The organism is Rania fehmarnensis (assembly GCF_056494185.1).
The window spans coordinates 6908102-6922372 of the sequence record NZ_CM151398.1 but is presented as its reverse complement, the minus strand read 5'-3'; the positions used below and the strand labels follow the sequence as shown (position 1 = coordinate 6922372).

The 14271-nt window shown below is 55.3% G+C and carries 11 protein-coding genes; 4 read left to right on the top strand and 7 right to left on the bottom strand.

All coding sequences use genetic code 11. The annotated features are described in order from the left end of the window. Nucleotides 1-48 precede the first annotated feature (48 nt). The 4 genes from SH573x_RS23495 to SH573x_RS23480 form a co-directional block, all read right to left on the bottom strand. A complete protein-coding gene (locus tag SH573x_RS23495; protein ID WP_479350326.1) occupies nucleotides 49-1560 on the bottom strand; it encodes a M81 family metallopeptidase in 1512 nt (503 codons plus the stop codon). Between the two features lies 1 nt (nucleotide 1561). Continuing rightward, nucleotides 1562-2827 carry an MFS transporter gene (locus SH573x_RS23490; RefSeq protein ID WP_479350325.1) on the bottom strand — a complete coding sequence of 422 codons (1266 nt, stop codon included), beginning with the start codon at nucleotides 2825-2827 and terminating at the stop codon, nucleotides 1562-1564. Continuing rightward, nucleotides 2824-3849 carry a succinylglutamate desuccinylase/aspartoacylase family protein gene (locus SH573x_RS23485; RefSeq protein ID WP_479350323.1) on the bottom strand — a complete coding sequence of 342 codons (1026 nt, stop codon included), beginning with the start codon at nucleotides 3847-3849 and terminating at the stop codon, nucleotides 2824-2826. Before SH573x_RS23485 ends, SH573x_RS23490 begins: the two co-directional genes overlap by 4 nt. A 119-nt stretch (nucleotides 3850-3968) precedes the next feature. Next, nucleotides 3969-5960 (bottom strand): S9 family peptidase, encoded by a 1992-nt coding sequence (locus SH573x_RS23480; RefSeq protein WP_479350321.1) that lies wholly within the window; start codon nucleotides 5958-5960, stop codon nucleotides 3969-3971. 161 nt (nucleotides 5961-6121) lie between these two features. On the opposite strand from SH573x_RS23480, the gene SH573x_RS23475 reads away from it, so the two are divergent. The 3 genes from SH573x_RS23475 (at nucleotide 6122) to SH573x_RS23465 (ending at nucleotide 10304) form a co-directional block, all read left to right on the top strand. Beyond that, nucleotides 6122-7363: a hypothetical protein gene (locus SH573x_RS23475; protein ID WP_479350320.1), complete on the top strand. Its 1242-nt coding sequence runs from the start codon at nucleotides 6122-6124 to the stop codon at nucleotides 7361-7363. 199 nt (nucleotides 7364-7562) lie between these two features. Next, nucleotides 7563-9065, top strand: a complete 1503-nt coding sequence (locus SH573x_RS23470; RefSeq protein ID WP_479350318.1) for a DUF1598 domain-containing protein — start codon at nucleotides 7563-7565, stop codon at nucleotides 9063-9065. Between the two features lie 48 nt (nucleotides 9066-9113). Continuing rightward, nucleotides 9114-10304 carry an exo-beta-N-acetylmuramidase NamZ family protein gene (locus tag SH573x_RS23465; protein ID WP_479350317.1) on the top strand — a complete coding sequence of 397 codons (1191 nt, stop codon included), beginning with the start codon at nucleotides 9114-9116 and terminating at the stop codon, nucleotides 10302-10304. Between the two features lie 154 nt (nucleotides 10305-10458). Here the strand turns inward: SH573x_RS23465 and SH573x_RS23460 are convergent, their stop codons facing one another. From SH573x_RS23460 to SH573x_RS23450, 3 genes are all read right to left on the bottom strand, one after another. Further along, complete coding sequence (locus SH573x_RS23460; protein WP_479350315.1) at nucleotides 10459-10905, bottom strand: RbsD/FucU family protein; 447 nt, start codon at nucleotides 10903-10905, stop codon at nucleotides 10459-10461. Between the two features lie 6 nt (nucleotides 10906-10911). Then, nucleotides 10912-11745 (bottom strand): TIM barrel protein, encoded by an 834-nt coding sequence (locus SH573x_RS23455; RefSeq protein WP_479350314.1) that lies wholly within the window; start codon nucleotides 11743-11745, stop codon nucleotides 10912-10914. A 229-nt stretch (nucleotides 11746-11974) separates the two neighbouring features. Further along, nucleotides 11975-13228 carry a tagaturonate epimerase family protein gene (locus tag SH573x_RS23450; RefSeq protein WP_479350313.1) on the bottom strand — a complete coding sequence of 418 codons (1254 nt, stop codon included), beginning with the start codon at nucleotides 13226-13228 and terminating at the stop codon, nucleotides 11975-11977. 221 nt (nucleotides 13229-13449) lie between these two features. On the opposite strand from SH573x_RS23450, the gene SH573x_RS23445 reads away from it, so the two are divergent. After that, nucleotides 13450-14229, top strand: coding sequence for a dioxygenase family protein (locus SH573x_RS23445; protein WP_479350311.1), 780 nt, complete (start codon nucleotides 13450-13452; stop codon nucleotides 14227-14229). Nucleotides 14230-14271 lie beyond the last annotated feature (42 nt).

The window sequence follows — 14271 nt, the reverse complement described above, 5'->3', positions numbered from 1 at the left end:
TAGGAGTAGGAGTAGGAGTAGGAGTAGGAGTAGGAGTAGGAGAAGCGTTTACGGGTTGAAACTTGAGCCAAAAATTTGCGATTTGAAACCGGTGATTTTAAATTCATCTAGCGGAAAGATGGGGCGCGGGCAGCGGGTGTGCCCCAGGTATTTCAAGTTGGCACTGGATGAACCAGGCGCATCGATGTTAATCATCTGACTACACCAGTCGGCAAACATGTGATGTTGACAATGCGGTGATTTAATCACCACGGCTTCAAAATGCTTGGGGTCTTGGCCGTGCGCATAAAAGAATGACCGATCATATAAACTGACCGCGCGACTGCTGACGACCAACGTGAAGTTATCGATCTCCAACACGGCAGTCGGACCAGCGACCCATTCTTCACCAAACGACTCACTGCGAAAGCGGCCATCGCTGAGCAGCCGTACACGAGCCGAGACCGCGATCGGCGTGAACCGCTGCGCATCTAGTGAACCACCGAGTGTTGTTTGTATCGTGGCACCAACTCCGGCTGCATGAGCTTGCATGGCCGCGGGCTGGTCGACGATTGGCAGTAAAGTTCGCCCACGATAGTTGGCTTCTATTAACGCGCGGAGGACAGCGTTGCTGTCCCCAGAGGCACCACTGCTGGTGGCATCAGCTGCATCGACCAGTCCCAGAGTTCCTGTATGCGATTGAAAGAGAACCTGTTTCAGTTCATTCAGACTCTTCAAAGGAACTTGCATATGCTCGCGATGTTTCCAGAAGGCCTCAGCCAGTCGCTGGGCTTCGCGCTCGGCCAGCTCCGGATCATTGTCGGTAACTACAAAACTGTATGTTTGCAGGGCAGGTACATCCGTAAAAGGATTGCCAATGAACATACCCGCAGACAAAGCACGATCGGCTTCCAGCGACTGGGCCAGGCGAATACTCTCGCCGAAGAGCCCGGTTTCCGTAATCAACTCATCGCCCCGCACAAGCGCAGGTAGGGTGACCTTGGCAGTCACCGGCCGAACGCCATCGTCCAGGATGCGCAGCAGCAGTCGAGCCGCTCGCTGTCCGGTTTGATAGAAGTCGACGTGCGGATAGGTGTGATAAGCGACAATGGCGTTAGATTGCTGAAGCATGCGATCGGTTAGAATGCCATGCAAATCGAGCGAGACCACAATCGGCACTTTGGGGCCAACGATCTGCCGCGTTTGTGTCAACAGCCAACCTTCGGGATCGAGCTCTTCCTCCGTAGCCATTGCGCCGTGCATGGAGAAGTACACGCCGTCGATCGTGTGTCGTTCAGCGGCTAAGCGAATGCTATCGATTAGTTCGGTCGATAAACGTTCCCAGTCGGGTTGGGCCAAGGTACCGCCCGAGGTGATGAAGTGAGCGCTGGCCGCGGGCACGATTTGGATATCCGCTCGCTGATCAAACACGCTCAACGCGCCGCCCACTTCATTGCGCACTGTGCGATGATAGTCGACGAGCTGGCTGCCCAAGCGTACGGCGAAGTCTTCATATCGGCTCAGGTGCGGATTGAAGGTCGAGACTTCCTGTTTGCATTCAGCGATCAGAATAGTTGACATATTAATGAACTCGCGCGTAGTCTCGTTGAAATAGGCCGAAGATGCAGGCGACAACGCAGGCTGCGGCCATAACGTAAGCGATCGAGGTATAGCTGAGCAAGCCTTCGATACCGATGGTCTGCTTCCACACACCCGCGGTCAGCGGCGCAAAACCAGACAAAGCTGCTCCGAAGAAATTCAACCAGCCGACAGCCGAGGCACGCATGGTGGTCGGCACCACTTCGAAGGCGGCCGGAAAGATATTCCCAGCCAGAAATCCACCCAGCAAACCAAATCCACTCGCGGCGACACACGTCATGACCAGCGACGCTGAATTGCCTATAAAGTGCAAACACGGCGCGCAGCCAACGAAGCTAATTACGAGCAACCATAACCGCGAGGCTTTGGTGAACGCGAACAGCCAATCGGCCAGGACTCCGCCACACAGCAAGCCTACCAACATTGCGCCTTGCAGATAAATCGTAGCCGTAAAACCAGCCTGGCCCATCTGCAAATCAAATTTTTCAGACAAGAATGCAGGCAGCCACGATAACAGCATCCACAATCCAAATACAAATACCGGAAACACGACGCACAGCACCAGGTACGTAGGGACAAACAGCGTACCCACCTGGTCGCGTTGATCGGGACTACGCCTGGTTTCAACGACGGGCGTTTCATCCACTTGTCTTAGAAAGAGAAAATACGGCACTGCGTACAACACGCCTACGCCGCCCAAGATGAAGAAGGCCATGCGCCAATGACCATGCTGAGCCATCCAGCCACCGAACCATCCGCCCGCAATTGTGCCCATGATTTGTGCGGTCGTCAGCACCGATACAGCTCGCGAGCGTTGATGCGGCGCATGAGCATTGGCGGTCAGTGAAACGGCTGCAGGCATATAGAGCGACTCTGAAATCCCCATCGCCGCTCGCAACAGCAACATCATGATCACTGAATTTACAAAGCCGGTAGCAATTGTGACTGCACTCCAGATGATCAAGCTGCAGACAACCAACGCTCGCTTACTAAATCGATCCGCAGCCCAACCTGCGATTGGACAACCGAACCCATAAACCCACAAGAAAATAGCACCGATTAATCCCAGCTGCCGGTCGTCAAATCCCAAGTCTTGCTTGAGAGCGGGAAACATACTGAAGACTGCTTGACGATCGCAGTAATTCAAGAAGTACGCCAGCCACATAAAGGCCACCAGCTGAGTGGCTTGCCAACTCGTCCTGGTCGTCACCTCCGGTGTCGAAGCTTGCGATCCGGGTAGTGTGCTCACGATTGGCTACCATCTAACTGGCTGAGCGCCACCTCCTGAGCAATCACAGCTACGCAGTCGCCTTGAGTGGTAAGGCAGGGCGTGCGCATCGTGATGAGATATCCGCTGCCCTGGGCTTCGATCGGATCGGGTTGTCGATCGTGCCGTTCCAAGTGATGGATATAGCCGATCGTTTGTCCGGCGCAAACTTTGGCTCCCAGGTCGACACAGATTTCGAAGATACCGGACTCGGGGGCCAGCAAGTAGTCTTCGCGGTTGAGCGCTTGCGTAATGATCGTCGGCGGCAAGTTTAAAGTTTGACGCGATTGCACTGGTCCGCTAAGCACGCCCAAGTGCCGCAGCACGTTGGCCAGGCCATGCTGGGCGATGCGATGCACCGCGGCCGATACGCCTTCGCCGCCACCGAGTTCTGTAGTCACCACCGTCTTGCCCTGATTTTCGGCTTCGACTGGCAACAAACCGCTGCCGGCGATATCAGCATAGATGAACGCAAAGTCGGTGTTCCAGGCTAACATCGCAGCCAACATTTTGCGTCGCTGCTGCAAATCCGCAACTAGATGCATGTGTGCACAGGGAACAAATTCCATGCTGCGTCCGCCCGAGTGGATATCGATTACTACGTCAGACATAGGGAAGAGCACGTGGGTCAGGTAGTGCGCGATTTGACTAGTGACATTGCCTTCGGGTTGTCCCGGAAAAGCGCGATTCATATTCATGCCATCCAACGGCGAAAGCCGAGTGGCGGATTTGGCTGCAGGAAAATTGAGCGACGGAATGATGATGATCCGACCAGTGACCATCTCGTCGGTCAACTCGCGAGCCAACTTCATGCCCGCTACTTGCCCTTGATATTCATCTCCATGATTACCTCCTAAAATCAACACCGTCGGACCGGTGCCGGCCGCGACGGTGGTGATCGGTATCATCACATTGGCCCAGCCGCCCAGGTTATGCGAGTATGGGACCTGCAGGAAACCTTGTTGTTTACCTGAGCGTTTGAAATCGATGGATGTGAATAGCATTGGTAGGGTGGAGGTTGGTGGTGGGGCGAACTGGTTGGGGTGGGATGGTTTGATGCAGGGAGGAGACGGGCTGGAAGCCTATGCCACAGTTGGACACAGGCTGGAAGCCTATGCCACAGTTAGTTGGCCAGCAGATGTTTTTTGACGAACATGATGGTGGCGTAGAATTGAAAGTCGGCGTTGTTCTTTTTGCGGAAGCCGTGGCCTTCGTCGCGGGCCATCAAGTACCAGATCGGTCCGCCACCGCTTTTGACTTTGGCGACCATCTGTTCAGCTTCGCTGAGCGGTACGCGGGGATCGTTGCCACCTTGGACAACGAATAGGGGTTTGGAAATCTTGTGAGCTAAATTGAGTGGAGCGGATACTTCGAAGAACTTGGCAATCTCAGTCTCGCGCTCATCGCCGTACTCGACGCGGCGCAGATCGCGACGATAGCTTTCGGTGTTCTTCAAGAAGGTTCCAAAGTGCGAGATGCCGACCACGTCCAGGGCACAGGCCAGTCGATCGTTATACTCAGTAGCACAGGCCAGCGTCATGTAGCCACCGTAACTGCCACCGGTCACCATGATGTGCGAAGCATCCAGGCGTGAATCGCTGGCGATATGGTCCAGCAGCGCACCGATATCCTTCACCGAGTCTAGACGTTTGAGACCATTATCCAATTTCAGATACGTTTTGCCGTAGCCATCGCTGCCGCGAACGTTTGGATAGATCATGGCCACGCCCAATTCGTTGATAAAGTAGTTGTTCCTCCCCAAGAACGTGGGACGTGATTGGCCCTCGGGACCGCCGTGGATATTGATGATCACTGGCCGCTTGCCCGAAAACTTGGCGGGTGGCATGTACTGAAATCCGGAGATCTCCAGACCATCAAAACTCTTCCAGCGAATGAGCTCCGGTTCCGCCAGATCTTTGGCCACCAGGCCACCCAGTTCGCTTTCCGTCCAGGGCGTGATCTTCAGATCGGTTACGTCGATCGAATACACATCAGCAGTACTCTGTGCGGAACTGACGGTGAGCGAGAGATCTTTTCCATTCTTGTGCCAATCTCCTAAAGCAAATACGCCCTGTGGCAGGCCGCCAACGGGTTGCGGCTGATCACTCTTGTCATCGAGCAAATAGAGTTTGGAGATGCCAGCTTCGTTGGTAACGAAAGCCACTTTCGAACGGTCATGCGAAACTTCGAAACTCTCGACGTTCCAAGGAATGTTGGTGGTGACGGGAGTGAAACGTTTTTGTTGAATGTCGTATTTGCCGAGTCGTTGAAACTCGCTGTCTTGATCGGAAGTGATCCACAACACATTAGGTTGTTGGCTGAATTGAGCACTGCCGTAGGCCACTGCCTGGTCGGCCGGAGTGAGTTGTTCCATCTTGCCCGTTGAACTTACCAGATGAAGATTGGATTTGTTGATCGAGAGGAACTCCAACACCAACAAGCTCTGATCATCTTCAGACCAATCGAGTGGTCGCCAACCGCCGCCAGACAGTTCGATCAATAGTTTATTGCTCTTGGGTTGAGCCGGATTGATCGTCCAGATATCGCGATCGGCGCCGTTGCGACTGGTGGAAGCATATGCAATGCGATCGGCTTTGCGATTCCAAACCACGCCACCATTCTGCGAGCGACCGCCATCGGTCAAGAGTGTCGACCTGGAGGTACCGCGATCGAAGCGATAGAGCTGGGAGAATTCATTACCGCCCACATCTTTCGCATAGATAAATGAGTAACCTTGCTTAGGATCGAAACTAGCATTGGCCACTGGTTCATCAAAGAAGGTCAACTGTGTGCGGGCTCCCAAAGGCCGTTTGAGCAGGTGGACCTGGGTTGAATTTCCGAAACGCGTGCCGATGAGCATAATGCGCTGCGTGGGATGCCAACTGTACGCCGCGGCCGAGCGTGATTCAGTATAACGTCGTACTTCATCCACCAGGGAATATGGAATAGGTGGTATGCCCTCGATGACCAGGCTATCACCAGGTTGTACTTGGCGTTCTGCCGCTTGTGGGCTGCCAGACTTTCCTGAATCGCTTTTGTCTTGCCCAAAAGTGACAAGGCAACCGAAACAAGCGATGGCCGATGCACACAGGCCAGGCACACATCGAAAGATCATAAACCCGCTTCCCTATTTTGCATTGGAACTTTGCAATGAAACTTTGCCGTGAAACTGACGTTGGCGCAGTACCGCGAATCTTCTAGTGTGGCACGCGCGATGGGTGCGCTTCCATACAAGATTCGGTGCACCCGGAATTCTAAACCAGTGCGAGCACAATCATGAGACCGCAGCCACGCCAGAGTGCTTTTTTTCAGCTATCTCGCTGCGCGGCTTGGTCACTGGCGCTGATTGCGCCGCTGAGCTCCGCAAGTTGGGCGCAGTCTACCACACCCTCACAGCTTAACTTTGGACGTTGGCAAAGTGTCGCGCCCACTCCTGGCATCGCAGTGGTGCGTGGCCAGAATCCCAGTGACACAGCGAATTCCGAAGTGCGACAGGCTAACTTTCAAGCACCTGATAACTCGCAGTTGCCACAACTGCCCGGGATGGCTCCCGCGCCGCTGCCCGATTTGGGATCCTCCATGCCTAACCTGGTGATGCCACCGGCGGCTGGGTCACTCAGCGATTCACCGGTCTTGCCACCACCTACTGTGCCCGGTGGTTTCAATCAGTTCTCCAATCCAGGTGGCGCGATGGTACCTACGCAAGTTCAGCCAGCTGGCGGAACGGGCTTGCGCGACATTAATCCTGCGCAGCTACCGCCGCTCAATAACAACGCACCATCAGGCAACTATGCCCAGTCCGGCAACAACACTCAGCCCGGTTATCGGCCGGCCGTTTATCAGAATGGCGCCACGGCTGGTAATAGCAACCAGTTTAATGGGCAGTTCAACGGCCAGGTCAATCCGAATGCCTACAATCAAGGCCAGGTCTTGCCACCGGGCAGTCTGCGCAATGCGACACAGCAGCCCACAATGCCCGGCCCCAATGGTCAACTAGCCGTGGTCTCGCAGGATCCGCGATTCATTAGCCCGGCAGTGCGGACTGGCAACTATGCGACCGTTCCCTATCGCGCTCCCTTGCGAACGATCTCGTACCAAACAGGTCCACAAGGCATGGTATCGCAGGGGAACGGACAAGCCGTGTTGCCACCGCAAGTTCAACCGCCGCTGACCGTCGCGTCGCAACCCCAGCCTCAGACCGTCGTCAACAATTCTGCTCTGCCGCAATTTCAACCCACCGTGGGTGCTCAGTTGACCAGTTACCAATCGGGTTACCAGGCGGGACAATATTGCCAGCCCGGCGTGCCTCAGTATGTACCCGGCGCCGTTGTACCCCCTACCTTGACGCCTAACCTGGCTCCGCAGATGTACTCGCCCGATAACGCGGGGTACAAACCTTTGTTTTCGCTGGGACAAGAGAATTACAACGTTTTGCTGGGGCGAGGCATCATCGGCCAACCCACCGCTTACGTTCCCGGCCAGCCAGTGCGCAACTTCATGCGCTACATCTTCCCCTAGTCGAGCGACTGGCGTGAGGGCCTTTCAAAGAGCGAAAGGAGACGGGTGATTGCCTTTCGCGGAGCGAAAGGAGACACTGAGGGCCGTAAAAAGTTGACGGGTGCGTTTGGTCCAATTAGACTGCGCTTGAGGTGCTTGCGCACCCTCCGACTCGTCTTGCCGCACAAAATCGGCTTATAAATCCTTGAAGGAATTTGGTATGAGAATGCCAGCCGTCGTGCATCCAGTGCTTCGTTGCCTGGTTGCTGTTCCAGCTCTTATGGTCATGGCCATTGCATTGATGGCTTCCAGCGCCCATGCGCAGAGCTCGAGCCAGTCGACACCCAATGCTCCGGCCAGTGAGCCTGCACCTGGACCAGGTGCCGTGCCTGGGGCCGGTGGTGGTGCGTTTCAGGACTGGGGTTCGCTAATGATGCTGATCTCCCAAACCGTCGATCCCGATGAATGGCGTGACTTCGGTGGTACGGGCAACAGCACAATGATCCCATACCGTAACGGTGTGTGGATGGATGCCAAAGGTCACATGAAGCGGATGGAACGCAACGACCAATTGCCAGGCTTCGCTGCTGGAGCTGGCCAATTGTGGCGTGCTGGTAGCGGACTGCGAACCGTTTCGCTGAAAGCTCTGGATGCGGCCGTGGGCATGACCAACGCACGCGGATTGCAGCCCAATGCTCAGATGTTGAAGTTGGCCGGCATCTCGCATATTCAATACATCGCCGTCGACAAAGAGAATCGCGATATCTTGATCGCAGGTCCAGCTCCTAAAGACCACGAACATGGTTTCCTGCTGGAAGATTTGCGTACGCTGGCTGCCATTATGAACCGCGACACGGCTCCGCTGGGCTGTTCCTTGGATCCGAACAATCTCGGCATCCTGGAAGCCCAAAAGTTTCTGGCTGATCCGGCCGTTGTCGCTCGCTTGGGCCGCACTCCTCAGATGGTCGCTGATCAACTGAAGGCTAAAGTCGGTTCGCACGTCGTGAACATTTACGGTATCGATGCTGCCTCGGAGACCGCACTGGCTCTGGTGGATGCTGACGAACACATGAAGCGTGTTGGCTTGGGACTGGAATCAACGACTCCCAAGATCAAGTCCTACTTCAACCATCTCGATCGCAAAGGCGCTGCACCGGCACAGAGTTTGATTCGCTGGTGGTTCGCTTACAACCCTGCTGCGATCAATGCCAATGCGAGCAATGATTTGTTCGAAATGCCAGAGAACGTCGTGGCCGTGATGAGCGAACAACAATGGATCAATGCTCAAGGCGATCGTCATGCAACGGGCGGCAATGATGAAGCGGCCGATGCGTTCGCTGTTGAAATGACCGCCAAGATGCGTGAACTGGCCAAGAACGAATCCGAGTATGCTCGCCTGGTCGGCATCTTCGAAATCGGCCTAGCCCTGCAAGTTTCCATCGAGGCTTCTGGCGAGAAGTCGCTGGCCGAGTGGTTCCCCAACCTGTGTTATCGATCCCAGCAAACCACTGCCGGTCGTCAAGCACCGAAGAGCGTCGAAGGCGTGACTGCTTGGGATCGACTGAAGAATGGCACCGTCGTCGCAGTTATCAGCGGTGGCGTGGCACTGGAACCAGCCGCACCGGCCAGCAAGTCGAATTGGCAGAGCACGTCGCTGAATCGTCCTGCATCGCTGAGCGCAGTTGTTAAGTCCGACGCTTCTGCTCAATGGTGGTGGGACTAAGCTTGCCTCAGAGCAAGGCTGTGTCGATTGCGGAGTGATCGACCAAAAATGCACACCGGCCTAGACCGCATCTTAACCGAACCCCTGATGGTGTTGAGCCAACAGAGGTTCGGTTTGTTATTTAACCAGGCATCGCTAGCGGCCGATGGTAGCTATGCGGCCGATGCGCTCGCCCGCGTCTATGGTTTAGGTAACTTCACCTGTTTGTTCTCACCCCAGCACGGCCTGTGGGGCGAAGAGCAAGCCAACATGATTGAAACCGGGCACGGTCTATACGCGCTAGACGTACCGGGAAGTGCTCGTAGCGAGTTACCGCTTTATAGTCTCTACAGCGAGACGCGGGCGCCCAGCGACGCGATGCTCAGTCAAATCGATGTGCTACTGATCGATTTGCAGGATGTGGGTACGCGAGTCTATACCTTCATCTGGACCATGCTGAATTGCTTGGAGGCCTGCGCAGCAGCCAGCAAACAAGTGGTGGTGCTCGATCGCCCTAATCCACTGGGTGGTCTCCAGTACGAAGGCCAGCGTTTGCGCGACGACTATCGCAGTTTCGTGGGCTTGGACTCGCTGCCCATGCGGCATGGATTGACAATGGGCGAATGCGCTCGCTGGTTTGTTGACCAGCGCCAGATTGATCTTGAGTTAACGATCGTACCCATGACCAATTGGCAGCGCGCCGATCGTTATCCGCAAGGCGGTCGGCACTGGGTATTGCCCTCGCCGAATATGCCGACCTACCGCACTGCCTGCGTTTATCCCGGCGGAGTACTGTTGGAAGGTACCAATCTATCGGAAGGTCGTGGCACGACGATTCCATTCGAAGTTGTGGGGGCACCGTTTATCGATGAACGCCAACTGGCAGATGAATTAAACGCGCGAGGATTGCCCGGCGTGCGTTTCCGCCCCACCAGGTTTCGACCCACATTCGATAAATGGCAAGGTCAAAGTTGCCGTGGCGTTTTCTTGGATGTGGTCGACGAATCGATGTTTCAAGCGTACCGCACCACGTTGCACGTGCTGCACGCTGTTCGTCAATTTTGTGGCGAGCAGCTGCAATGGTTACCGCCGCCGTATGAGTATGAGCTCGAAAAACTGCCGATCGATATCCTGGCAGGCAGTGATCAACTGCGTCAGGCCGTTGACCGGCAAGTTGACTTGGCTAGTCTGGACGCCCTAGCGATTACGGAACCCAGTTGGCTTGACGAGACCAGGCCTAGTTGGCTGTACGGTCCGTAGCCACCATCGCCAGACGGTGGTCTCTTCGTAGCCACCGTCGCCAGACGGTGGACGCGCCGCGCCTGGACCATCCACCGCTTGGCAGCGGTGGCTACGAGTGTCCACCGCTTGGCAGCGGTGGCTACGTGTGTCCAGCGTTTGGCAGCGGCGGCTACTAAGGTTTGCGAACGCCCACGGTTAAGAGCAGGTTGGCCCACAGAGCTTGATCGGCGGTTTGAATTGTGAGCACATGGTCATCGGAAGCGACTGCGTCATAGAAGTCCCACTTGATGATCGGTTCGAGTTGGACGGAACTGCCGGCGGCTGAGAGGATCTGTCGAAACTCGGCCCACACCGGTGGATCGCCCGCGCTGGCGTACGGGTCTGTTTGATCGATGCCCATCGTATTGACGAAGTCAATCGGCAACGCATCCAGAATAGCTTCCAGTACCTGAGCCACAGTCGGTACGCCTGGCATCAGTTGCAGGCACACCAGTTCAGCTCGCGGGCCGATCTTCGATGACGATGGATAGTTTCCATCGGCGATTAAAATCTTGGCATGATGACCGCAGCGGCCAATGACGCTCAGGATATCTGGATGCAGGAGTTTGGTTTTCAGCATGGTTGGTTATGACCTCTTGGAGAGCGTACCGGTGAGTTGGCGAAAGCTGTCTAGCGTGGTGCGTGCAGCCTGATCGCTATCGGGCCGCGGAAAGATCTCGGCCGAAAGATAACCGCTAAAACCGATTTCACGCAAGGCTGCGATGGCCGGGCCGAGCAGTGAATGGCCCATGCCCACTGCGCTGCGATTGGAGTCGGCGAAGTGTACATGACCGATCAGTGGTCCGGCGGTGCGAATTGACTGGGCCATGTCGGTTTCTTCGATGTTCATATGAAACAAGTCGGCCAAGATCCGCAGATTCTTGGTGGGTAGCGTTTGTAGCCAACTGGCTGTCGCAGTGACTTCGTTTAGCAAGTTGGTTTCGTAGCGATTGAGTGGCTCAATCAACAGCGGCACGCCGTACTTGTCTCCAGCTCGATCAGCCAGCCGGCTGATATGCTGGCCAAGGGTTTCCAAACAAGCGGGTCGCTCGGCGAGAGTGGCTGCCCGGCCCTGCATCGAACCAATGATGGCCGGCACACCCAGTGACCCGGCCACATCGATGATACTAGCGATGAAATTGCAGGCTTGTTCTTGGACGGCGGGATCGGCGGCCGTTAGCGACAACTGCTTTCGCAACCAACCAGCGCCCGTGCCAATCGCGGCCAGACGCAAGCCGTGACGATCGAGCGTCGCTTGAATGGCCGCTGGATCCAACGCATCTGCATCAGGCGGGAAAATTTCGATAGCATCAAAGCCTATCTCGGCCGCGCGCTGGCAAGCATCATCGAGACCTGCGTGATACACAAACGGACCCTGTCGGGCTTCGGCCACTAAAGACACGGTGATTGCACTGCGCATAATAAGCACGTGGACACATCCAATTCGGGATTAGGGCACAAGCAGGAATCGAGGATAGTGGTTGGCACAAATCATATTCGAGTGAATAACACTTAGTAAGATTAGCAATTCCAATCAAAGATTCCGAGTCACTGAAGGATGGTTTTCGCAGATGCTAGCGGTGGTGGGGCTGCTAGTCGGTATTGTTGTCAAGATCGTAGGCTTTGGCTGGAGTAAACGGGCGGTACGTTCAACTGTCTAAAAACAGGGGACGCATGTGGCGCACGTACAAGTTTTCGGTCACTTCAGCACCGACGATATCGGCGTTGGCCTTTAGCAAATCGGTGTAACGTTTGCCGGCTGCGGCCGCAACTTTGAACGATACGTGCAACAGTTGGCGCATGTGGGCGTTGAAGGCAGGATCGGTGGGGATGTGCCGCAGGGCAGCGGCCAAGCGAGGCCCATCCCAAGTGTCAACTTCAGCGGCCGTGGGCAATTTATGTGGGTCGATATCAATCACGCTAGCGTAAGGAGCGCATAGTGGCTGCAAATGATCCAGAGCGTAAGCATAGATCTCTTTGGCCAACGCAAGTCCATCGCCGCCAGCTTCGCTCAGCCCAATCAATTCTTCCAACCAAGTGGTGCCCGCAGTCTTAATGTGCAGCCCTGCCGATCGCTGCGCAATGGCTCGGCCGATGATCGGGTAGAGCGAAAACTTATCGCTGCCCGAATGTACGCTCAGTTTGAGCGACCTTGGCAATCCGTATTGAGTTACCACGTGTTCAATGACAGATAGGTCATCCAAAAACTCTTGTTCGAACTGCTGCAAGTTGCCGACATAGTCGACGCCTTTGTTGAAGCGACCCGTGAATTTCGGGGCGATGGTTTGAACCGGGATTTGCTGGTCGGCCATGGCGACCAAAATGATCAACAGTTCGGGTGGTGTTTGGGGCGAGTCAGTCTCGTCCATGGATACTTCGGTAATGAAGTTATCCGCTCCTTTGCGAGCGGCGATGTAGCGATAGATCTGGGCGGCTTCTTGAACCGCGGCTAGATATTTGCGGGTGGTGCATGCCAGATCGTGAGCAGTGATAAGGATCGGCTGCTGCCTGCCTGGCAGGGAATGGTCACCGACCAGGTTGGCGTGACGTTGGATGAAGGCAGTGATATCGGCATCGCTGGCGGCTTGTCCGATGCTATCGGCTACATCGATCGTGAAGAAATCGCTAGGAGCGATAAAGCGATCGACCGTCTCCAAGCGAATGTGATCGGCATCGACGTGCCAGGGCTGCTGCCAACCCAGCTGCGCGACGGCCAACTCGGCCGCTTGACGCACGCTGGCCGGTTCCGAACCGATAAAGCTGTGCTCGCGATTAGATTTATTCCACACCGGCACGACATCGATGCCGTCGGCGGCCAGCATCTGAAAGGCTCGCAGTTGGGCGGCAGCCTGATGAGCAAAACGATCGCCTACGCCAAAAGAAAATCGCTGAATTTCTAACACTTTTCGATCCTGAGAGCAACGCGGCCAGTTGTTGAGGAGGTTCTTGGGTCCGTATCTTAACAGGCAGGTGGGCGACGCTCTAGGGTTGGCAACACGCGATCCCGAAGGCCGCGTACACTGGCAATTGACCGTCGGACAGCGCGTCAACGACGAAACTTTCCTGAAGTACCAGTGTTCAACCTTGTACCTCTTCTCTAATTCATCACCGATAGGAATCGACCATGTCTGTTCTGAGCAGCCAGCAGCGTGCGGAGTTGGAAATCGCGGAATTGCAACACGCAGGAGTATTGCCTGCCAATGTTTCCAGACGGCTTTTCACCCAAGGCTTGGCTCTGGTAGCAGGCTTATATCTATCGCGCGGTGCCCTGGCCGATGAATTGCTCAAGACTCCGCGACTAACCGAAGGTCCTTTCTATCCCGACAAACTACCGCTGGATACCGACAATGATTTGTTGATCGTCAACGATGCGATCACGCCGGCTGTTGGTGAGATCACTTACTTGAGCGGCCGCGTACTGTCGGCCTCAGGCGAACCTATTCGCAATGCCTTCGTGGAAATTTGGCAAGTCGACAACAATGGCTCGTACCTGCACAGTGGTAGCGTCAATCGTGAGAAGCAGGACAAGAATTTTCAAGGCTACGGTCGATTCATGACCGACACCCAAGGCAACTACTTCTTTCGCACCGTCAAGCCTGTTCCCTATCCAGGTCGCACACCACACATTCATTTCGGTGTCAGTCGCAATGGCAAGCGAGTATTGACGACACAACTGCTCATCAAAGGCCATCCGCAAAATGAAAAAGATGGTGTGATTCGCGATGTCACCGATCCCAAGTTGCGTGAATTGATCATGGCCGAATTTGCTCCGCTGAAAGATTCGAAGATCGGCGAACTGTCCGCCAAGTTTGATCTGATCGTTGGCCTGACGCCTGACGAAGGTGATGGTCACATCCACGGCGGCATCGGCAAGCCGGAAGTCAGCAGCCGCGGAAGAGGCTGAAGCAGATTTAAGATTTAAGATTTAAGATTGCAGATTGCAGAT

What these genes read in the sequence shown, in the direction of transcription:
- SH573x_RS23465 (WP_479350317.1), top strand. Translation starts at nt 9,114, where the DNA reads ATGCACACCGGCCTAGACCGCATCTTAACCGAACCCCTGATGGTGTTG.
- SH573x_RS23455 (WP_479350314.1), bottom strand. Translation starts at nt 11,745, where the DNA reads ATGCGCAGTGCAATCACCGTGTCTTTAGTGGCCGAAGCCCGACAGGGT.
- SH573x_RS23495 (WP_479350326.1), bottom strand. Translation starts at nt 1,560, where the DNA reads ATGTCAACTATTCTGATCGCTGAATGCAAACAGGAAGTCTCGACCTTC.
- SH573x_RS23460 (WP_479350315.1), bottom strand. Translation starts at nt 10,905, where the DNA reads ATGCTGAAAACCAAACTCCTGCATCCAGATATCCTGAGCGTCATTGGC.
- SH573x_RS23470 (WP_479350318.1), top strand. Translation starts at nt 7,563, where the DNA reads ATGAGAATGCCAGCCGTCGTGCATCCAGTGCTTCGTTGCCTGGTTGCT.
- SH573x_RS23485 (WP_479350323.1), bottom strand. Translation starts at nt 3,849, where the DNA reads ATGCTATTCACATCCATCGATTTCAAACGCTCAGGTAAACAACAAGGT.
- SH573x_RS23475 (WP_479350320.1), top strand. Translation starts at nt 6,122, where the DNA reads ATGAGACCGCAGCCACGCCAGAGTGCTTTTTTTCAGCTATCTCGCTGC.
- SH573x_RS23445 (WP_479350311.1), top strand. Translation starts at nt 13,450, where the DNA reads ATGTCTGTTCTGAGCAGCCAGCAGCGTGCGGAGTTGGAAATCGCGGAA.
- SH573x_RS23480 (WP_479350321.1), bottom strand. Translation starts at nt 5,960, where the DNA reads ATGATCTTTCGATGTGTGCCTGGCCTGTGTGCATCGGCCATCGCTTGT.